This is a genomic window from Pelistega sp. MC2 (genome assembly GCF_900099475.1).
Classification (GTDB): Bacteria; Pseudomonadota; Gammaproteobacteria; order Burkholderiales; family Burkholderiaceae_B; genus Taylorella; species Taylorella indica.
The window spans coordinates 404,908-425,885 of sequence record NZ_LT628275.1 but is presented as its reverse complement, the minus strand read 5'-3'; the positions used below and the strand labels follow the sequence as shown (position 1 = coordinate 425,885).

The 20,978-nt window shown below is 39.2% G+C and carries 17 protein-coding genes; 1 reads left to right on the top strand and 16 read right to left on the bottom strand.

Going from position 1 to position 20,978, the window contains the following annotated elements; translation table 11 throughout:
• The 6 genes from BQ4443_RS07525 to BQ4443_RS07500 all read right to left on the bottom strand — a co-directional run bounded on the left by BQ4443_RS07525 (position 1) and on the right by BQ4443_RS07500 (position 6,848).
• Positions 1-1,125, bottom strand: a complete 1,125-nt coding sequence (locus tag BQ4443_RS07525) for a glycosyltransferase family 4 protein (protein ID WP_071058506.1) — start codon at positions 1,123-1,125, stop codon at positions 1-3.
• The gene (gene murJ / locus BQ4443_RS07520; protein ID WP_023950435.1) at positions 1,112-2,416 is read right to left on the bottom strand and encodes a murein biosynthesis integral membrane protein MurJ; all 1,305 of its coding nucleotides are present in this window, start codon (positions 2,414-2,416) and stop codon (positions 1,112-1,114) included. The genes BQ4443_RS07525 and murJ overlap by 14 nt, the downstream gene beginning before the upstream one ends.
• A gap of 36 nt (positions 2,417-2,452) precedes the next feature.
• Complete coding sequence (locus BQ4443_RS07515; RefSeq protein WP_023950433.1) at positions 2,453-3,478, bottom strand: SDR family oxidoreductase; 1,026 nt, start codon at positions 3,476-3,478, stop codon at positions 2,453-2,455.
• Positions 3,479-3,490: 12 nt separating this feature from the next.
• Complete coding sequence (gene tviB, locus BQ4443_RS07510) at positions 3,491-4,765, bottom strand: Vi polysaccharide biosynthesis UDP-N-acetylglucosamine C-6 dehydrogenase TviB (protein ID WP_071058505.1); 1,275 nt, start codon at positions 4,763-4,765, stop codon at positions 3,491-3,493.
• A 126-nt stretch (positions 4,766-4,891) separates the two neighbouring features.
• Positions 4,892-6,010: an MraY family glycosyltransferase gene (locus BQ4443_RS07505; RefSeq protein ID WP_071058504.1), complete on the bottom strand. Its 1,119-nt coding sequence runs from the start codon at positions 6,008-6,010 to the stop codon at positions 4,892-4,894.
• Positions 6,011-6,359: 349 nt separating this feature from the next.
• Positions 6,360-6,848 carry a dihydrofolate reductase gene (locus BQ4443_RS07500; RefSeq protein ID WP_023950429.1) on the bottom strand — a complete coding sequence of 163 codons (489 nt, stop codon included), beginning with the start codon at positions 6,846-6,848 and terminating at the stop codon, positions 6,360-6,362.
• Between the two features lie 274 nt (positions 6,849-7,122).
• On the opposite strand from BQ4443_RS07500, the gene BQ4443_RS07495 reads away from it, so the two are divergent.
• Positions 7,123-7,974 carry a thymidylate synthase gene (locus BQ4443_RS07495; protein WP_023950425.1) on the top strand — a complete coding sequence of 284 codons (852 nt, stop codon included), beginning with the start codon at positions 7,123-7,125 and terminating at the stop codon, positions 7,972-7,974.
• An 87-nt stretch (positions 7,975-8,061) separates the two neighbouring features.
• Here BQ4443_RS07495 and BQ4443_RS07490 read toward each other — a convergent pair whose 3' ends face one another.
• The 10 genes from BQ4443_RS07490 to BQ4443_RS07445 form a co-directional block, all read right to left on the bottom strand.
• Entirely contained in the window at positions 8,062-8,487 is a 426-nt protein-coding gene (locus BQ4443_RS07490; protein WP_023950423.1) for an OsmC family protein, read from the bottom strand.
• Between the two features lie 222 nt (positions 8,488-8,709).
• Entirely contained in the window at positions 8,710-9,681 is a 972-nt protein-coding gene (locus BQ4443_RS07485) for a peptide ABC transporter ATP-binding protein (protein ID WP_023950421.1), read from the bottom strand.
• Positions 9,674-10,654, bottom strand: coding sequence for an ABC transporter ATP-binding protein (locus BQ4443_RS07480; RefSeq protein ID WP_023950419.1), 981 nt, complete (start codon positions 10,652-10,654; stop codon positions 9,674-9,676). The genes BQ4443_RS07485 and BQ4443_RS07480 overlap by 8 nt, the downstream gene beginning before the upstream one ends.
• Before the next feature lie 13 nt (positions 10,655-10,667).
• Positions 10,668-11,567: an ABC transporter permease subunit gene (locus BQ4443_RS07475; RefSeq protein WP_081710661.1), complete on the bottom strand. Its 900-nt coding sequence runs from the start codon at positions 11,565-11,567 to the stop codon at positions 10,668-10,670.
• Between the two features lie 6 nt (positions 11,568-11,573).
• Positions 11,574-12,602, bottom strand: a complete 1,029-nt coding sequence (locus BQ4443_RS07470; protein ID WP_023950415.1) for an ABC transporter permease subunit — start codon at positions 12,600-12,602, stop codon at positions 11,574-11,576.
• 127 nt (positions 12,603-12,729) lie between these two features.
• Positions 12,730-14,328 carry an ABC transporter substrate-binding protein gene (locus tag BQ4443_RS07465; protein WP_071058503.1) on the bottom strand — a complete coding sequence of 533 codons (1,599 nt, stop codon included), beginning with the start codon at positions 14,326-14,328 and terminating at the stop codon, positions 12,730-12,732.
• 345 nt (positions 14,329-14,673) lie between these two features.
• Complete coding sequence (locus tag BQ4443_RS07460; RefSeq protein WP_071058502.1) at positions 14,674-16,272, bottom strand: ABC transporter substrate-binding protein; 1,599 nt, start codon at positions 16,270-16,272, stop codon at positions 14,674-14,676.
• A 211-nt stretch (positions 16,273-16,483) separates the two neighbouring features.
• A complete protein-coding gene (locus BQ4443_RS07455; RefSeq protein WP_071058501.1) occupies positions 16,484-18,082 on the bottom strand; it encodes an ABC transporter substrate-binding protein in 1,599 nt (532 codons plus the stop codon).
• A gap of 340 nt (positions 18,083-18,422) precedes the next feature.
• A complete protein-coding gene (locus BQ4443_RS07450; protein ID WP_071058500.1) occupies positions 18,423-19,943 on the bottom strand; it encodes a fumarate hydratase in 1,521 nt (506 codons plus the stop codon).
• Positions 19,944-20,061: 118 nt separating this feature from the next.
• Positions 20,062-20,838, bottom strand: a complete 777-nt coding sequence (locus BQ4443_RS07445) for a crotonase/enoyl-CoA hydratase family protein (protein WP_256330943.1) — start codon at positions 20,836-20,838, stop codon at positions 20,062-20,064.
• Between the last annotated feature and the right edge of the window lie 140 nt (positions 20,839-20,978).

Here is a 20,978-nt window from a genome sequence, read left to right as displayed (position 1 = left end):
TTACCTCTTTTCATCTATTAATTCATGAAATAAATTGTCCCATTGGACACTAATTGTTTGCATAGAAAAACGTTCTAGCACTTCAGGCGCTTTGGCTGCAAGATCTGCTCTTTTTTCTGGATGTTGCATCAAATCCCGCAACTGTTCCGCTAGTGCATTAACATCTTCCGCTGGTCTGACGAGCACACCATCAACACGGTCTCGAATAATTTCTCTTGGTCCCGTATCACAATCAAATGAGACAACACACAAGCCACTCGCCATTGCTTCTTGAAGACTATTCGATAACCCCTCATTGCGTGAACTTAATACAAACAAATCTGCTTGCTCGTACCACTGTGCTAAATTCCCAACTCGCCCAGGCACGATAACTTTTTCTTTTAAATTTAAACTATCTATTTGTACTTCTAACTTATGACGCTCTGCACCTTCCCCTAAAATAACTAAACGCCAATCAGGGCAATCAGTGGCTATTTGAGAAAACGCATTAAGTAATAAATCAAACCCTTTTTCGTAATGCAATCTACCCACAGCGAGTAGCATTTTGCTTCCTGATGGCTTATCTATCGGTACCACTGGTTTAGAGATTTTAAGTGGCCACTGAACAGCATTCTGAATAATAGTAACATCAGACCCCGGCACATTTTGTTTCAACCAATCGGCACTCATTTGGGTTAATGCAATGACTTTATCTGCTTTTGGATAAGCGAATTTTCTTAACTTTAGCCAAAAGTTGGATAGTTTTTGAGAAGGAGGGTACGCATGTTCTGTTGCAATGACTTTACTGCGTAAACCCATATTTGCTAAAACCGAGTAAACGGATGAGCTTGTCATAAAGCCTATAACAATATCGGGACGATATTGACGAATTTTGCGTCTAATCGCCTGTATTTTTTTAAACTGTGCAAATAGACCTACCTCACCATGCTGATGAGTACTCAGTCGCATCACTCGATCATCTGCTACGTATAAATCTGTTTTGGGATCTGATTGTGTCAGTATAGAAACGTCATACCCTTTATACGCCCAATAATTAGCCAAATCAACAGCCACCCGTTCAGCACCTCCACCATGAATGGAAGGGATGACTAGCATAATAGATAAGATTCTTTTACTCTGTATCATACTTAATCGGTGAGCGCCATGCCATTAAAAAATAACATAAAAATGAGCAAAGATACATACTTGCAGTGGCGAGCATAATACCTTCTATACCGTAGATAGGTACTAATAAATAATTCATTAAAAACTTAACAGCAAAATTAGTCAATGCAATGATAGCCATCCAACGATAACGATTTTGACTTGCTAATAACTGCACTAAAATCAGCACACCAAAATAAAATGGCACTTGCAATAAACCAAAGCGAAGTACTTGCGCAACTGCCTCAGTATTTTCTGCTGTAAAAGCACCTCGCTCAAAAACAATTTTGACCATGTAAGGTGCAATAAACCACGCAATAAATAGGGCAATAACTCCTAAACCCACCATGGCTAATGCCCATTTTAACGCAATATTTCGTGCCTGTAGTGGGTTACCTCTATGCTGCACATCCGCTAATACGGGTAACGCAGCTCTCCCCACAGAGGCAGCACCGATACCAATCACTACAGAAATTAGTCTAGTAGCATACCCCATAGTGGCATTGGCATTATTCCCAATATGAGCCGCATACATTTGATCTAATGGCTGCACAAAACTCAACGCTATTTGTCCTACAAGCATTAACCCTGCGGCACTCATTAAACTAGACCATTGATTAGACGTAAAACGCCATGAAGGAATAACTACTCTTTCGTCATCTAGCTTATTTGCCATATATTGCAATAATACTGTTTGTAATAGATAGCCTGCTAGGGTTCCTAAGGCTATCGGCCAAACAGATACATCGCCAGGAGAAAGCATTACCCATGCAAAAATAAACAGTGCAGGTAAACTATCTAATAAATTATTGATATGACGCTCATGTGATCTTAAACGAGCTGTGCTCAAGCCAATGAATAAAATCAATAACCCAACTGGCGCAAATACCCAAATCATTTGCTCACTAAATGCTTTAGCGTGAACACTTAACTTACCAGCCATATGTTCCAATATGATAGGCCAAGCCAACCAAATGACGACAGTACTCACTACCCCTATGGTCAGCACCCATGCCTGTAACTCAGCAATGAAACGGTATCTCTCTTGTTTATCTAAATGCTTAAGTTTAACTAGCACAGGAATAAGCACAATAGAAAAGGCACCCACTATCGTTAAAGGTAACCAATTTGCCATGCTCTGAGTAAATTGATAGGCATCCACAACATCGCTAACGCCATAGCGATTCGCCAATGCCATTTCCTTGATAGCACCGGCTAATTTACCCACAATTAAGAAGAAAGCGACCCGCATCGCACCTGAAATAATGCGCATATGGTCGCTTTTGTGATCTTTTTTATTTTCCAAAATTTACTTTAAAAATTGAATATACCAAGGCATGGCTTTAGCTAAGCCTTGAACAATTGAATACGCTGGCTCATACCCCAGCTGTGTTCTTGCTTTATCAATATTCGCAAATGAATGGCGAACATCGCCTGCCCTAAAATCAGCATACTGAGGTGCCAATGAATAATGCACACCATTTTCTGCCAACGTTTCTTTAATATACTTAAACAAGGTATTTAACGTTGTTTGGGCATGATAAGCCACATTGTATACTTCAAAACCTGTCTCCGGCATATGTGTAGCTGCCAATATATTCGCTTGAATCACATTTTCAACAAAACAAAAATCTCGACTGGTCTCTCCATCACCATTGACTGTGATAGTTTGCTGATGGATCATCGCCGATGTCCATTTTGGAATCACTGCCGCATACGCACCATTCGGTGTTTGACGCTTACCAAAGACATTAAAGTAGCGCAACCCTATTGATTTGAACCCATAGGTACTCGCAAACACTTTCGCATACAACTCATCCACTAATTTAGTAATCGCATACGGTGATAAGGGATTACCAATTTTATGCTCTACTTTTGGCAGATCAGGGTGGTCCCCATAGGTTGAGCTAGACGCCGCAAAGACAAACGCCTTAACTTGTTCATCTCTTGCTGCCACCATCATATTGAGAAAACCACCAATATTGACATCATTACTCGTGATGGGATCATTAATTGAGCGAGGCACAGAGCCTAATGCCGCCTGATGCAACACATAGTCCACGCCTCTTAAAGCTTCTCTACAAGTATCTAGATGACGAATATCTCCTTCTATGAAGCGAAAACGCGCCCATTGTTCAGGGGTAACTTGCGCTTTTACCTCATCTAGATTATGTTGAAAACCTGTTGCAAAATTGTCTAGCCCAACAACAGTTTGATCCATCCCCAACAAGGCTTCTAATAAATTAGAACCGATAAACCCTGCACAACCAGTAACCAACCAGGTCTTTGGATGATGCTTTAACGATTCACATACTTGTTCAAATGCTTTACTCATTTCTATCCTAACTTATAAGCGAATATCAGCTTCTTGTGCGCTTAATACGTATTTCAAGTCATACAATACATGCTCTGGCTTACCTAATGCACGTATTTTCTGTACACCCATCTCTACAAATTGATGATGAGCTACGCCTAGAATAATACCGTCATAAGCACCCTGCTCTGGCACTTTCACTGGTGTAATACCATATTCATGCTGTGCTTCTTCTGCATCCACCCATGGATCATAAACATCCACGTGAATACTGTATTCACCCAATTCTTTGACAATATCAACAATGCGTGTATTACGAATATCTGGACAATTTTCTTTGAACGTTAAGCCCATCACTAACACACGAGCACCTTGTACTTGAATCTTACGCTTAGTCATCGCTTTGACCAATTGTGATACCACATATGACCCCATACTATCGTTTAAACGACGACCCGCTAGGATAATCTCTGGGTGATAGCCAATCGCTTGCGCTTTATGAGTTAAATAATATGGATCCACACCAATACAGTGACCACCCACAAGACCCGGACGGAATGGTAAAAAGTTCCATTTCGTACCTGCTGCCTCTAATACCGCTTGCGTATCAATGCCTAAACGATTAAAAATTAATGCCAATTCATTAATCAACGCAATATTCACATCTCGTTGCGTATTCTCAATCACTTTAGCTGCCTCTGCGACACGGATGCTAGAGGCTTTGTGTGTGCCTGCGGTAATAATAGAACGATATAACTCATCCACCACATCTGCTACTTCTGGGGTTGAACCTGACGTGACTTTCTTAATTGTTGAAACACGGTGCTGTTTATCCCCCGGATTAATACGCTCTGGACTATATCCCGCAAAGAAATCTTTGTTATACGTTAAGCCAGAAAATTTCTCAAGTACGGGAACACAAACTTCTTCTGTGGCACCAGGATAAACTGTTGATTCATAGATGACAATATCACCTTTTTTAAGTACTTTACCAATGGTCTCACTAGCTTTAACAAGCGGTGTTAAATCTGGTTGCTTATAGTCATCAATTGGCGTAGGCACAGTCACAATAAACGTATTTGATTTGCCTAGCTCTTGATTATCTGCACTAAAACGTAGATGACTCGCTTCTTTTAATTCTTCTGACGATACCTCTAACGTATGATCTACCCCTGATTGGAGTTCTGCGATACGTTTCTGATTAATATCAAATCCTAATGCGTCCCTCTTTTTACCAAACTCTACGGCTAAGGGCAAACCAACATAACCTAAGCCTACAATGGCTAGCTTAATGTCTTCTAATTTCATTTCCTATAAACTCCTAAAGAGCAAAAATTTATTTTATCAAATTCAACTCAACTAAAAAGATAAAAATCGTAAAGCAGTAACAAGCTGAAAAATTCTCCTACGACCTACTATATAAATAAAGTACTCTTATCTTTTCTGAAAAATCGATGGTAATAATAACCACCTAGGACAACGCCATTTTACTAATCGTGAATACAACCAAATATAAACACTGGAAAATAACAACATCCCCGCACATAACAGCAAGGCATTATCCCAAAACAAAGTAGCAGGCACTAAATTTACTAATGTTAATACCCATAGATATGGTGACGTCAGTGCATTACATAAATAAGGTGCCGATGCTCGCCCTTCACGATCAAACGCCGAACGTACCAATCGTCTAAAAATCAATTGATGCAAATGTAATGCATCAGGCTGATCAACTGGCACTCCTCGCTTAAATTTACGACGCCAGATAGAAAATAATGTTTCAAATACTGGATAAAACAATACCGCTAATGCATAAAACGGTGAAACAGATGGATTACGCATCACTAATAACACCGCTAACTCAGCGAGAATAAACCCAATAAAATAAGCGCCTCCATCCCCAAGGAATACTCGACCAAAAGGAAAGTTCCATACAAAAAAGCCCACTATCGCAGATGCCATTGACAACGCGATAGTAAAGACAGCCATATCTCCAACTTGATAGGCTACCAAAGCAAGAGAGATGGACATAAGCACAGATACCATAGAAGCCAAACCATTCATGCCATCCACTAAATTAAGTGCATGCGTACAGCCACCAACGGCGACGACTGTAAAGATGAGGGAAATAGGCCAAAAGCTAAAAATATAGTCAAGCCACTCCACATCTACTCGACTCACTCCACCAAAAAACCACCATGCCATTGCGGCAGAAATAAAAGCAGCGATTAAACGCTTACCAGCGCCAACGTCTTTAGTAATATCCTCTAAGATCCCTGCCCCAAACACTGGCAACGAAGCCACAAATAGAGCAGGCCAAAGCCAATGTAATGTCATATTATCTGGCTTACCCCAGACCAAAAGACCTGCCAACGTTCCAGCAAATACTGCCAATCCACCCACACGAGGAGTAGATACTTTATGCGAAGCTTGAGGTTTGTTTAAATCATAATCACCTGTAAAACGACCATGCCATCGTTCAGAAAAGACAATCAGACCGCCTACAGTAAAGGCTGTTAGTACTACGTAGAGATAATGAAGCGAAATAGACACTTTATTCCAATATATAAACAGTCAACTAAATAAATATACAGTAAATACAGTCAACAAGACTTTTGTTTTGCTATCTTAGCCCGAATTCACTATAAGTTTACTGGTAATCCAAAGATTAACCTAATAGTGTCCTATTACGGCAACAGAATTTGATATTTTTAACACTTTATTAGGGTTTTTACTTAATTTTTCTTGCAATGCACAAAAAAAACTGCCATAATGACTTCATTGATGGTTAGTAACCATCTTCAGTTGTCTCCTCCACCCTCCTCCTTTGGTGGATTTAGCCCAAAGTTGCAAAACTTTGGGCTTTTTTTTATCTATTCAGTTTTAGTGTCTTTAATATTAATTATTCTCTTTCGTACACAACAAAATCAAACGCTAAACCATTTTGTTCAGGCTGAGGAGCACGTGATACTTCTTTCCAATGAGCTTTTTCTAATACAGGAAAATAAGTATCTCCATCCATATCAGAATGAATTTCTGTCGCATATACTCTGTGGACGAGAGGGAGAGCCTCCTGATAAATCTGCCCACCACCAATCACAAAAATATTTTCGGCTTGGCTAGCTTTTGCTACAGCAATAGCCTCCTCTAGAGAAGTTACTGTCTGAGTGCCTTCTGCCTGAAAATTCTTATCCCGAGATATCACAATATTAAGGCGACCAGGCAAAGGTCTTCCAAGTGAATCCCTAGTTTTACGCCCCATAATAATAGGACACCCCATAGTCGTTTGTTTAAAATACGCCAAATCAGCAGGTAACTTCCAAGGCATGGTATTGTCCTTACCAATCACGTGCTGCTGATTATAGGCAACGATAATATTTAATCTACTCATTGAACAACCTATCCATTGTTTATTGATGGAATATTAACCTAAATAGCACACCACACCTAAACTATTACTAATTACTAGCAAATAAATACTGTAACCTACTGCTAAATAATGTTGCTGTGCTACCATATTTGTTAATATTTCCTAACTAGCCATTTGATACACTAGCTATATTTTAAAATTCTTATATCCTATATAATACCCCACTAAGTATTAATGCTAAAAAAATCTTGGCGATTAAGGGCGCACAAGAGTAACAAAATAACAGAGTGATTACATGAAACAATATCTTGAGCTATGTCAACGTATTATCGATGAAGGTGTATGGATCGAAAATGAACGCACAGGTAAACGTTGCTTAACGGTGATTAACGCTGATTTAACCTATGATGTAGGTGCAAATGAGTTTCCTCTTGTTACTACTAGAAAAAGTTACTGGAAAGCGGCTATCGCAGAACTACTTGGTTATTTGCGTGGTTATGATAATGCTGCACAATTTCGTGCGATTGGTTGTAATACTTGGAATGCCAATGCTAATGATAACCCGGCATGGCTCGCTAATCCATATCGCAAAGGCGAAGATGATATGGGACGAGTATATGGCGTACAAGGTCGACATTGGCGTAACTCACAAGGTGAAGAATTTGACCAACTTCAAAAAATTTATCAGGATTTAAAAAATGGTATTGATGATAGAGGTGAAATCTTAAGTTTTTATAATCCAGGTGAATTTCATATGGGATGCTTACGTCCATGCATGCATACGCATAATTTTTCACTATTAGGTGATACGCTGTATTTGACTTCTTATCAGCGCTCTTGTGATGTCCCTCTTGGACAAAACTTTAATCAAATTCAAGTCTTTACGTTGCTAGCTCTTATGGCTCAAATAACAGGACATAAGGCTGGTAAGGCATATCACAAAATCGTCAATGCGCATATCTACGAAGACCAATTGGCGTTAATGAGAGACGTTCAACTCAAGCGTGAACCGTACCCTGCGCCCAAATTACATATCAACCCGAATATCAAAACACTTAATGATATCGAAACATGGGTGGCACTAGATGATTTTGAGGTGGAAGGCTATCAATACCATGAGGCGATAGCTTATCCATTTTCTGTCTAGTGATTCAATAGCTTAGAAGTTTATTTGAATCTGCCATAAAACTAACAGATTTAAATAAACTTAAACTAACTATAGAACGCCTGAAACTTAAGACATCTCAAATACTGTAATTTCATGACTAAATGTCGCTGTTTTCTCTAGCATGGCAATTGCAGAACAATATTTATCATGTGACAATTGCACCGCACGCTCAACTGTTTCAGGTTTTAATTGCTTACCACCCACTTTGAAATGAAAGTGAATTTTGGTAAATACTTTTGGATCTGTGTCTGCTCGCTCTGCCGTAATATCCACCGTGCACTGCAATACTTCTTGGCGGCTTCTTTTTAAGATAAGAACCACATCATAAGCACTACAACCGCCAGCACCTGTCAGCATTAACTCCATAGGTCGAGGTGCTAAATTATTACCACCACCTTCTGGCGCTCCATCCATAGCAACGACATGACCACTACCCGTTTTGGTCACAAATAGCATACCCTCTGGACCATTCCATTGCACAGTACACTGCATAGTTATCCTCTCTTATATTATCTTGATAAACAGAATCTCACTAAAGAGGTTCTTTTCTTTAAAAGAACTCTCCTATTGTAAACATAGTAAGCTATGATAAGGTCTAGAATCTTATCAACAAATAAAAAAGACTAAGCCATTTTATCTGACTTAGTCTTTTACTGTATAAGCTTAGCTGTCACCGAAGCTCAATCAGAACACCTTGATAAAAGAACTAATCTCTTATACAAATTGCTCTGCCAAATGACATGCTACTTGACGCCCATCAACCTCTCGAAGTGATGGCTCTTCTTTACTACAGCGCTCTACGGCATGAGGGCAACGTTTATGGAAAGAACAACCTGGAGGTGGATTAATCGGTGAAGGTAACTCACCTTTAATCTTGATTTTCTTATAACGTTTTTCTGGTTGAATTGAAGGCGTTGCTGATAACAAAGCCTGTGTATAAGGATGTAACGGCTTAGTATAAAGTTTCTTTTTATCACTAATTTCTACCGCTTTGCCTAAATACATTACTAGCACATCATCTGCGACATGTTCAACTACAGCTAAGTTATGCGAGATAAATACATACGCAATCTTTAGCTGCTCTTGCAAATCCATAAATAAATTGAGGACTTGTGCTTGAATGGACACATCCAACGCAGAAGTAGGCTCATCAGCAATCACTATTTTAGGATTTAAAATCATCGCACGCGCAATAGCAATACGTTGTCGTTGTCCACCAGAAAACATATGAGGATAACGATAATAATGTTCTGGACGCAAGCCAACAATCTTCATTATTTCATCGACTTTTTGTTTGCGTTCCTGAGCATTTAAATTGGTATTGATAATTAATGGCTCAGATAATTGATCGCCAATCTTTCTACGTGGATTTAGTGATCCATAAGGATTTTGGAACACCATTTGTACCTTACGACGCAAAGATTTTATTTGTGCATGATTATCATAATCCACTGCTTCACCGTCAATAGAAACAGTACCTGCACTTGGGTGCTCAATTAAGGTTAACTGTCTAGCTAATGTAGATTTACCAGAGCCAGACTCTCCTACAATAGCTAATGTCTTGCCTTCTTCTAGATCAAAACTAATGCCATTTAGTGCTTTAACTGTGGCTTTGGGTTTAAGAAAACCACGTGAAACATCATAAAAACGTGCTAAATCGCGCACACTTAACACTATATTACCCATGTGGTTTCTCCATCGCGATTAACGGTTTCAAACAACGAACAGCACGTTCAGCAAAATACTCTAGAGGAACTTTATTTTGCTGGCATTTGTCATCCACATAAGGACAACGTGGCGATAACAAACAGCCTTTGGGGCGGTCATATTGTCCCGGTACGATACCAGGGAGAGTTTTTAAACGAGACTGCCCATGGCTAGATTCTGGAATAGAGGCAAGTAATGCCTCAGTGTATGGATGTGCAGGTCGCATAAAAATTTCTGGGATTTTACCTATTTCTACCCCTTGACCTGCATACATTACACAGACTCTATGTGCCACTTCAGTTACGACAGCCAAATCATGAGTAATCATGATTAATGCCATATTTTTTTCTTTTTGCAAGTTCACTAACAAATCCATAATCTGTGCTTGAATTGTCACGTCTAATGCTGTTGTTGGTTCATCTGCAATTAATAATTTTGGCTCACAGGCAATCGCCATAGCAATCGCAACACGCTGACTCATACCACCTGATAGTTGATGTGGATAAGCCTCCAAACGAGATTCAGGCTCAGGGATTTCTACAATTTTAAGCAACTCAATGGCTCGCTCACGTAATGCTCTCCCTTTTAGACCAATATGGACTTTTAACACTTCCTCGATTTGGAAACCTACGGTAAAACTAGGGTTTAACGCCGTCATCGGATCTTGGAAAATCATAGAGATATCTTTACCGATAATTTTACGACGCTCTTTCGGACTGATATTCAACATATCTTTGCCGTCAAAGACTAACTTATCCGCTGTGATCTTACCTTGCCCACCTAAAAGTCCCATCAATGCCATCATAGTAACTGACTTACCAGAGCCAGATTCACCCACGATACCTAGGATTTCTCCCTCGTCAACATTAATAGTTAAACCATCAACCGCATAAAAAGGCTTTTCATCTGTGCCAAAACGGACTGATAGATTTTTAATTTCTAATAAACTCATACCCGTTCTTTCCTTATGCTGCTTGTTTTAACTTAGGATCTAAAGCATCGCGTAGACCGTCACCCATTAGGTTAATCGCCAATACGGTTAATAAAATTGTTAACCCTGGAAAAGTAACTACCCACCATGCACTAGAAATATAATCACGAGCTGTCGCCAACATCGTTCCCCATTCTGGTGCTGGTGGCTGTACTCCTAAACCTAAGAAGCCTAAAGCAGCAATATCCAAAATCGCAGATGAGAAACCTAATGTCGCTTGTACAATAATAGGTGCCATACAGTTAGGCAAGACAGCGACAAACATTAAGCGTAATGTACTTGCCCCCGATACACGCGAAGCAACCACGTAGTCTTTATTTAACTCACTCATCACTGAGCCACGAACAAGACGAATATATGCAGGTAAACCAACTACCGCAATCGCAATCATAGCATTCATAATACCAGGCCCAAGAATAGCCATAATCGCAATAGCCAATAATACCGATGGTAATGCCAGCATAATATCGGCAAAACGCATAATCACCTTGCCTAAAACGTTAGGATAAAACCCAGCCAGTAACCCTAAAATAATACCAGGGATTAACGTTAAGATGACGGAGGAAATACCAATAAATAACGACAAACGCCCACCGTGCATAATACGCGATAATATGTCACGTCCCGCCTCATCAGTCCCCAGTATGAACTGTGACGTACCATTTTCTTGCCACATAGGTGGTTGCAACATATGGTCTCTAAACTGCTCTACTGGACTATAAGGGGAAATAAATGGCGCAAAGATTGCCACTAATACCATAAAAATGAGAAAAACTAACCCAGCCACAGCACCTTTATTACGGGCAAAGTGTGATACAAACTCTTTGAATGGTGATGGGTATTTAATTTCTACCTTATTCTCTGTTGTCATCATAATTCCTTAACGAGAATGGCGAATTCGTGGATTCACAATACCATAAACCACATCGACCAATAAGTTAACAATAATAATCATAGTTGCCACTATTAGCAGACCATTTTGAACAACAGGATAGTCCCGACGGAAAATAGAATCCACTAACCATTTACCAATCCCCGGCCAAGAGAAAATGGTTTCAGTCAATACAGCACCTCCGATTAAGGTTCCTATTTGTAAACCAATCACAGTTACCACAGCAATCAAGGCATTTCTTAACGTGTGAATAAAAATCACTCTTCTAGGTGACAACCCTTTTGCTTTTGCTGTTCTAACATAATCCTCACCCATTACCTCTAGCATTGATGAACGTGTCATACGAGAAATAACCGCTAATGGAATAGTACCTAGCACTATTGTCGGCAGAATTAAATGGTGTAACGCATCTAACCAAGCACCTTTATTAAATTCTGGATCTTCTAACTCTGCCATCCACGCATCAATTAACATAAAACCTGTATGGGGTTGCACATCAAAATTTAGGCTAATACGACCAGAGACAGGCGTCCATCCTAACATACTTGAAAACAACATGATAAGCATTAACCCCCACCAAAAAATTGGCATAGAATAACCAGTCAAAGACAAGCTCATCACACTATGGTCAATCCAAGAACCACGCTTAACCGCTGCAAGAACCCCTAATAAAATACCAAACACAACACCAAATAATAAGGCCATTAAGCCTAGTTCTAATGTTGCAGGGAATAGTGCCTTAAACTCAGACCAGACACTAGTACTGGTTACAAATGATTTACCTAAATTACCATGGGCTAAACTAGATAAATAGTTGAAATATTGTTCATATAAAGGCTTATCCAAGCCTAATTTTTGCATCATACTGGCATACACTTGAGGATCATTTGATCGCTCCCCGATCATAATTTGGACCGGATCACCAGGAATCGCGTGAATTAATAAAAACGTTAGTAATGTAATCCCAAAGAACGTGGGGATCAATACTAAAATGCGTTTTAGCAGAAATAGAAACATTATAATTATCCTGTCTGCTCAGTTTATTCATTTATAGTCATCGAACTATAAATATAACCACCAAGAAAAAAACCAAAGGAGTAGAGCAAGCCATTGCTCCACTCCCCCATCCATTCAGCATTAAACTTTATTTAACACTGACACCTGTAAACTCAAAGGCGCCAAAAGGACTAATTTTGAAACCCTCTACATTTTTAGTCGTAGGCACATTCACAATTGACGTCCCCATTGGCGAACCAGGCATTTGCTCATGGAAAATAACTTGTGCTTGTTCATACAATTTAGTTCGTTGAGCCACATCATTAATTTGACGAGCTTCAGTGATTACTTTTTCAAAAGGCTCATAACAGAAGCGGGAATAATTACTGCCTCCCACAGCTGAACAACTAAATAAGTTGCCTAACCAGTTATCTGGGTCACCATTATCACCTGTCCAACCCACCATAGCAATTTGATGTTCACCTGCTTTAGCTCGTTTTAAATACTCACCCCATTCATACGTGGTGATATTTACTTTTACACCAATCTTCGCCCAGTCGGCTTGTAGCATCTCTGCCATTAAACGGCCATTTGGGTTATAAGGGCGTTGTACCGGTAAAGACCATAAGGTTGCTTCAAAACCATTAGGATAGCCCGCTTTAGCTAATAACTCTTTGGCTTTGGCGATGTCCGTTTCACGAGATTTAATCTCTTTATTGAATGACCATTGTGTTGGCGCCATTGGATTAGGATTGAGCTCACCTTGTCCGCCATAAACCGCTTTTAAGATAGCTGGTTTATTCATTGCCATATCTAACGCTACGCGCACATCCGCCTTATTAAATGGCTCTTTTTCAGTATTATAGTAAACAAAGCCGACATTAAAGCCAGGCTGTGAGAGTACTTTTAACTTAGCGTCTTTTTTCATATTTTCAACATCGGCCGGCAATGGGTAAGACATGATATGACACTCACCTGCTTTTAATTTTTGATAACGAACAGACGCATCTTTGGTAATCGCAAAAATTAAGTTGTCCACCTGTGGCATATCATCTTTATTCCAATATTCTTTATTCGCTTTATAACGAATTGAGGCGTCTTTTTGATAGCGTTCAAAAATAAATGGTCCTGTCCCTACAGGTTGCTGATTAATCATTTCTGCTTTACCGTCAGCTAATAATTTATCCGCATACTCTTTGGAATAAATAATACCGATAGGCATCGCTAAGGTTTGCGTAAATGAGGCGTCATTTTTGTTTAATGTGATTTTGACTGTGTAATCATCCACCTTTTCCACAGATTTAATATTCTTGTCTAGACCCATATCCGTATAATATGGAAACTCCACTGGATACGCTTTATTAAAGGCGTTATCCTTATTGCCTAGGCGATCAAAGGTATATACCACATCATCCGCATTAAATTCACGTGTTGGTGTAAAGTATTTAGTCGTATGCCATTTCACCCCTTTGCGTAGGTGGAATGTATATACCAAACCATCATCCGACACATCAAAACTTTCTGCTAATGCTGGCGCTGCTTTGGTTTCACCACGTGGAAACTTTAAAAGGCTGCTATATACGTTTCTCGCGCTCGCATCAAAGTCTGTACCAGCTGTAAACTGAGAAGAATCAAAACCTGCTGGACTACCTTCCGAACAGTAAACTAATGTACCTGCTGCATAAGCAGAACTAGCAAATACAGTCAGTAGCGCTGCCCCTAAAACTTTTTGTGCTACTTTTTTCATAAATCGTTTCCTTTTAATAATTGTTAATATATCTTACAGTTATAAAACAATTATGCCTCATGAGCAACTAGTGATTTCCCTTGTTTTCTATGCACGATAAAAGTAATTTGCACAGAATAAAAGCATTTTATGCATAACATTAAAGAGAATTGCTCAAGAGGAGCTATGCTTACATAGTTAAAAAACCGCTAATGATGCTAAACACTAACTCTAAGCGATAACCAACAATTATTAATCACCATTGCTATACCACTAAGCGATATTTTTAAACATAAAAGAAAAGAGTGGGTGCAATAATTACTCCCACTCTCTATTAAAAGTTAAAAATTAAACAAATAACATTAATTACTTAACACTAACACCAGTAAATTTAAATGCGCCAAATGGACTGATTTTGAAACCATCTACATTTTTACCCATTGGCACATTCACAATAGAAGTACCTATAGGAGACGCTGGCATTTGCTCATGCCAAATGACTTGTGCTTGTTCATAGAGTTTTGTACGCTCATTAGCATCTCTAAGTTCACGTGCCTGAATAATGATTTTTTGATATGGTTCATAGCAAAAACGAGAGTTATTATTTCCACCCACGCCCTCACAACCAAAGAGACCATTTAACCAGTTATCGGGATCACCATTTTGCCCCGTCCAACCAGACATCATCACTTCGTGCTCACCATCTCTAGCGCGCTTCAAATATTCACCCCATTCATACGTGGTGATATTCACTTTCACTCCAACTTTAGCCCAATCCGCCTGTATCATCTCCGCCATTAAGCGACCATTTGGATTATACGGACGCTGTACAGGTAAAGCCCATAAAGTTGCCTCAAACCCATTAGGATAACCCGCCTTGGCTAATAATTCTTTGGCTTTTTCAACATCCATATCACGTACCTTGATATCTTTGTTATAAGCCCATTGCGATGGAGGCATAGGATTAGGTGCTAGCTCCCCCTGCCCTCCATAAACTGCTTTTAAAATCGCCTGACGATTAATCGCCATATCTAGTGCCACTCTTACTTCCGGCTTGCTAAATGGTTCTTTTTCAGTGTTATAGTGGACAAAGCCTACATTAAAACCTGGTTGGGAAAGTACTTTAATATTTGCATCATTTTTCATGCTTTCCACATCAGCTGGCAATGGATAAGACATAATATTGCATTCACCCGCTTTTAATTTTTGATAACGCACAGCGGCATCTTTCGTAATCGCGAAAATTAAGTTATCCACCTGCGGCATATCGTCTTTATCCCAATACGCTTTATTTGCCTTATACCGAATCAATACGTCTTTTTGATAACGGTCAAAAATAAATGGTCCCGTTCCTACTGGTTGCTGATTAATCATTTCCGCCTTACCGTCAGCCACTAATTTATCCGCATATTCTTTAGAATAAATTGAGCCAAAAGGCATCGCTAGACTCTGAGTAAATGACGCATCATTCTTGCTTAATGTCATTTTCACTGTATAGTCATCAACTTTTTCCACAGACTTAATATTTTTATCTAATCCCATTCCCTTAAAGAGTGGAAACTCTACTGGGTAAGCTTTATTTAATGGATTATCTTTATTGGCTAAACGATCAAAAGTAAACAATACATCATCCGCATTGAACTCTCGTGTTGGTGTAAAGTATTTGGTCGTATGCCATTTTACACCCTTGCGTAAATGGAACGTATAGACTAAACCATCATCAGACACATCAAAGCTCTCAGCTAATGCAGGCGCTACCTTAGTTTCACCTCGAGGAAATTGAAGTAATGGGTTATATACATTAATTGCACTCACATCAAAGTCGGTAGCTGATACATATTGAGCAGAATCAAAACCAGCAGGACTTCCCTCTGAACAATAAACTAGTGTGCCTGCTGCATAAACTGAGCTTGTACATATACTAAGTAATGCTACATTTAAAATAGTGTTAAACCGTTTTTTCATCAATATATTCCTTTACTTCAAATTAATAATCAAGTGCTACTTATAAAAACATATATACCTAATAAATAACTAGCAATCCCCCTTCATCTATTGATAGTGGGAATTTTGACAATGAATTAAGCCACTCCTCTAAATTTTTGATAAAAAAGAGTGAAACAAAAATATTTCATTCTTAAAATATTTAGAATTGATTGTCTAAATCATCGAATAATTATTTGATACTTACGCCTGTAAATTCAAAGGCACCAAATGGACTAATTTTGAACCCTTCTACATTACTGCTCATAGGCACACTAACGATAGAGGTTCCTATTGGTGAAGCAGGCATTTGCTCATGGAAAATAACTTGTGCTTGCTCATACAATTTAGTCCGTTGAGCGACATCATTGATTTGACGAGCTTCAGTTAATATTTTCTGAAATGGTTCATAGCAGAAACGTGAATAATTAACGCCACCAATTGCCTCACAGCCAAATACATTACCCAACCAATTGTCGGGATCTCCATTATCGCCAATCCATCCTGCCATCACGACTTGATGCTCTCCTGCTTTAGCACGTTTTAAATACTCACCCCATTCATACGTGGTGATATTTACTTTGACACCAATCTTCGCCCAGTCGGCTTGTAGCATCTCTGCCATTAAACGACCATTTGGGTTATAGGGACGTTGTACGGGTAAAGACCATAAAGTGAGATCGAACCCATCTGGATAACCTGCTTTGGCTAATAACTCTTTGGCTTTTTCAACATTAGTTTCACGAGATTTAATGTCTTTATTGAATGACCACTGGGTTGGTGGCATAGGATTTGGCGTTGATTCACCTTGACCGCCATAAACTGCTTTAATAATGGCATCTTTATTCATCGCCATATCTAAAGCCACACGTACATCTGCTGTTTTAAGTGGCTCTTTTTCGGTATTGTAATAAAGAAACCCAACATTAAAGCCTGCTTGTGAAAGCACTTTAAGTTTAGTATCTTTTTTCATACTCTCAACATCAGCAGGCAATGGGTAAGACATGATATGACACTCACCTGCTTTTAATTTTTGATAACGAACAGACGCATCTTTCGTAACCGCAAAAATCAGATTATCCACCAAAGGTTTGTCATCCACATTCCAATATTCTTTATTCGCCTTATAACGAATAGAGGCATCTTTTTGATAACGCTCAAAAATAAATGGACCAGTTCCTACTGGTTGCTGATTAATCATTTCCGCTTTACCGTCAGCTAATAATTTATCGGCATACTCTTTGGAGTAAATTGAGCTAAAAGGCATCGCTAGGGTTTGCGTAAATGATGCATCATTTTTGTTTAATGTGATTTTGACTGTGTAATCATCTACCTTTTCAACCGACTTAATATTCTTGTCTAGACCCATATCTGTGTAGTATGGAAATTCCACGGAATAGGCTTTATTAAAAGCATTTTCTTTGTTACCTAAACGATCAAAGGTAAACACTACATCATCCGCATTAAATTCACGTGTTGGTGTAAAGTATTTAGTCGTATGCCATTTCACCCCTTTGCGTAGGTAGAATGTATACACCAAACCATCATCAGACACATCAAAACTTTCTGCCAACGCAGGTGCTACCTTGGTCTCACCTCGTGGAAACATTAACAAGGCGTTATAAACAGGTCTAGCACTCGCATCAAAATCTGTCGCGGCAGTGTATTGTGCTGAATCGAATCCTGCTGGACTACCCTCTGAACAAAAGACCAAGGTTCCTGCTGCATTAGCCGTACAAGCAAATACACTCAATAAAGCACCACATAAAACCTTTTGTCTGATACCTTTCATACGTTACTTCCTTTTGATGACTAAATTATTCAATAGTTATAAAACATCTATTGATACTTAAAAACTAGTAATTTCCCTTGTTTAAAAATTATTTTGTTCAATTTTGGAGCCTATGACTCATACAAAAAACGAACTTATCACTATCAATAGGTACATCATACCTACTAAAAAATAATAGGCTAAAAAATTAAACAACTATGATTTTGGTCACCACTGAAGTACCTTAAATATAGTTTGAACGTCTATTCTGCCTAATCAATTTCACTGCTAATAACAACAAAAAACCCTAAAACAATGCTTACACATCATCTTAGGGTTATCATCAAACAGAAAAAAATGATTAGTCTGTCACTGGTAATTTACCAATTTTGACTTTCCACTCTTTAGGACCTGTTGTATGAACAGAGGTTCCTGTTGAATCCACAGCTACTGTGACAGGCATATCTTTCACCTCAAATTCATAAATGGCCTCCATACCAAGATCTTCAAAACCAACTACCTTAGCGGAACGAATAGCTTTAGACACCAAGTAAGCTGAACCACCTACCGCCATTAAATAGGCAGATTTATGTTTTTGAATAGACTCAATGGCGGCAGGGCCACGCTCTGCTTTACCAATCATCGCAATCAAACCTGTTTTTTCCAGCATCATATCTGTAAATTTATCCATACGTGTTGCTGTTGTTGGACCTGCTGGGCCCACTACTTCATCACGCACAGGATCCACTGGACCAACATAATAAATAACACGATTGGTAAAATCGACAGGAAGCTTTTCGCCTTTAGCTAGCATATCTTGAATACGCTTATGTGCCGCATCACGACCTGTTAGCATTTTTCCTGATAATAATAGGGTTTGACCTGGTTTCCAGCTCACTACTTCTTCCTTAGTCAAGGTATCTAAATTCACTTGTTTAGATTTATTGTAATCGGGTGCCCAGTGAACATTTGGCCATAAATCCAGAGACGGGACTGGTAAATCAGCTACACCACTACCGTCTAAGACAAAGTGCACATGGCGAGTTGCCGCACAGTTAGGAATCATCGCAATGGGTTTAGAAGCTGCATGAGTTGGGAATGTATTAATTTTTACATCTAGTACGGTTGTTAACCCCCCCAAACCTTGAGCGCCAATACCAAGCGCATTCACTTTTTCATAAAGCTCAATACGTAGTTCTTCGAGTTTATTTTGTGGTCCTCTCGCCAACAACTCATACATATCGATATCATCCATTAAAGCCTGTTTTGCCATCAACATTGCTTTTTCAGCTGTACCACCAATACCGATACCTAACATGCCTGGAGGACACCAACCCGCTCCCATTAAAGGCACTGTTTTTAATACCCAATCTACAATACTATCGCTTGGATTTAGCATGGCGAATTTTGTTTTGTTTTCAGAACCACCGCCTTTAGCAGCGACTTGCACATCAACTGTATTACCAGGAACAAGCTCTACCGACACAATACAAGGCGTATTATCACGTGTATTTTTGCGTTCAAAAATCGGATCCGATAGCACAGAAGCACGTAATTTATTATCAGGATTTAGATAACCACGACGCACCCCCTCATCACATGCTTCTTGCAAAGTACCTTTGATATCTAATTTAACATCCATCCCAATTTTCAAAAATACATTAACAATACCTGTATCTTGACAAATCGGACGATGTCCCTCTGCACACATACGCGAATTAGTTAAAATTTGTGCGATAGCGTCCTTAGCAGCAGGACTCTCTTCACGTTCATAAGCACGAGCCAGATGTTGAATATAGTCTTGTGGATGATAGTAGCTGATAAACTGAACAGCATCTGCAATTGATTGCACTAAATCAGCCTCTTTAATGACTGTAGTCATAAAAACTCCCAATAAATCCAGTTAGATAAAATTAGTTTAATCATACTGTAATTATTGGGAATCCTAAGCCTCTCAAGCCATTGCTGAGTTTATTGTAATTGAGAATTATTATTAAAAACTATTCGCCTTTCCATACTGGTGCACGTTTTTCAGCGAATGCTGTAGCCCCCTCTTTAGCATCCGCAGAGGAGAAGATATGTGCCATGCGAGGCTGTTGCAAGGCGAACATGGTTTCTGGTGTCCAGCCTTGTGACTCTATCACTACTTGCTTAATCACTTTGAGCGATAAAGGACCGTTGGCAGCAATACGTTGTGCCAATGCTAACGCGGCATCTAATGCCCGACCTGGTTCAACTAGCTCATTAACTAATCCTAACTGATGTGCACGCTCTGCCGTTAACATATCGCCTGTTAATAGCAACTCCATCGCTACATGGTATGGCACTCGTTGAGGTAAGCGTAACATCCCCCCAGAACCTGGTACTAGCCCTCTTTTTGCTTCAGGTAAACCAAACTTAGCCGTATTTGATGCCACAATCAAATCACAAGCAAGTACTAATTCAAAACCACCCGCTAACGCATAACCTTCTACCGCTGCAATCAATGGTTTTTTAGGTAACGCTTCGCATAAACCACCTAAACCTCGTCCAGGTACAACAGCACGCCGTTGAGTTCTTGCAAACTCTTTTAAATCCATGCCTGCACAAAAATGCTCTCCTTGTCCTCTTAAAATAGCCAAAGACAATTCAGGATCATTATCTAATTGATCTATCGCATCTGCCAAAGCAAATGAGGTGTCATATGTTAAAGCATTGCGTGAATCAGGTCGGTTAATTGTAATTACTAACACCTTCCCAATTTTTTCAGATAAAACTAAAGATTCAGCTGTCATCATACTTCCTTAAGCACTATATATTTTCTAAGTCTGTCTTGTATTGTATAGTCTTTTCCAAATCTTAAAAAATCGTATTAACCCTGTATTTCTTTTTTATTGGCAAAATTTTTTTAATTTACATAAAATAAAAACAATTATCA

Excerpts from the sequence above, each read along its gene's own strand:
- BQ4443_RS07525 (WP_071058506.1), bottom strand. The coding sequence starts at position 1,125 with ATGATACAGAGTAAAAGAATCTTATCTATTATGCTAGTCATCCCTTCC.
- murJ (WP_023950435.1), bottom strand. The coding sequence starts at position 2,416 with ATGCGCATTATTTCAGGTGCGATGCGGGTCGCTTTCTTCTTAATTGTG.
- BQ4443_RS07515 (WP_023950433.1), bottom strand. The coding sequence starts at position 3,478 with ATGAGTAAAGCATTTGAACAAGTATGTGAATCGTTAAAGCATCATCCA.
- tviB (WP_071058505.1), bottom strand. The coding sequence starts at position 4,765 with ATGAAATTAGAAGACATTAAGCTAGCCATTGTAGGCTTAGGTTATGTT.
- BQ4443_RS07500 (WP_023950429.1), bottom strand. The coding sequence starts at position 6,848 with ATGAGTAGATTAAATATTATCGTTGCCTATAATCAGCAGCACGTGATT.
- BQ4443_RS07495 (WP_023950425.1), top strand. The coding sequence starts at position 7,123 with ATGAAACAATATCTTGAGCTATGTCAACGTATTATCGATGAAGGTGTA.
- BQ4443_RS07490 (WP_023950423.1), bottom strand. The coding sequence starts at position 8,487 with ATGCAGTGTACTGTGCAATGGAATGGTCCAGAGGGTATGCTATTTGTG.
- BQ4443_RS07485 (WP_023950421.1), bottom strand. The coding sequence starts at position 9,681 with ATGGGTAATATAGTGTTAAGTGTGCGCGATTTAGCACGTTTTTATGAT.
- BQ4443_RS07480 (WP_023950419.1), bottom strand. The coding sequence starts at position 10,654 with ATGAGTTTATTAGAAATTAAAAATCTATCAGTCCGTTTTGGCACAGAT.
- BQ4443_RS07475 (WP_081710661.1), bottom strand. The coding sequence starts at position 11,567 with ATGATGACAACAGAGAATAAGGTAGAAATTAAATACCCATCACCATTC.
- BQ4443_RS07470 (WP_023950415.1), bottom strand. The coding sequence starts at position 12,602 with ATGTTTCTATTTCTGCTAAAACGCATTTTAGTATTGATCCCCACGTTC.
- BQ4443_RS07465 (WP_071058503.1), bottom strand. The coding sequence starts at position 14,328 with ATGAAAAAAGTAGCACAAAAAGTTTTAGGGGCAGCGCTACTGACTGTA.
- BQ4443_RS07460 (WP_071058502.1), bottom strand. The coding sequence starts at position 16,272 with ATGAAAAAACGGTTTAACACTATTTTAAATGTAGCATTACTTAGTATA.
- BQ4443_RS07455 (WP_071058501.1), bottom strand. The coding sequence starts at position 18,082 with ATGAAAGGTATCAGACAAAAGGTTTTATGTGGTGCTTTATTGAGTGTA.
- BQ4443_RS07450 (WP_071058500.1), bottom strand. The coding sequence starts at position 19,943 with ATGACTACAGTCATTAAAGAGGCTGATTTAGTGCAATCAATTGCAGAT.
- BQ4443_RS07445 (WP_256330943.1), bottom strand. The coding sequence starts at position 20,838 with ATGATGACAGCTGAATCTTTAGTTTTATCTGAAAAAATTGGGAAGGTG.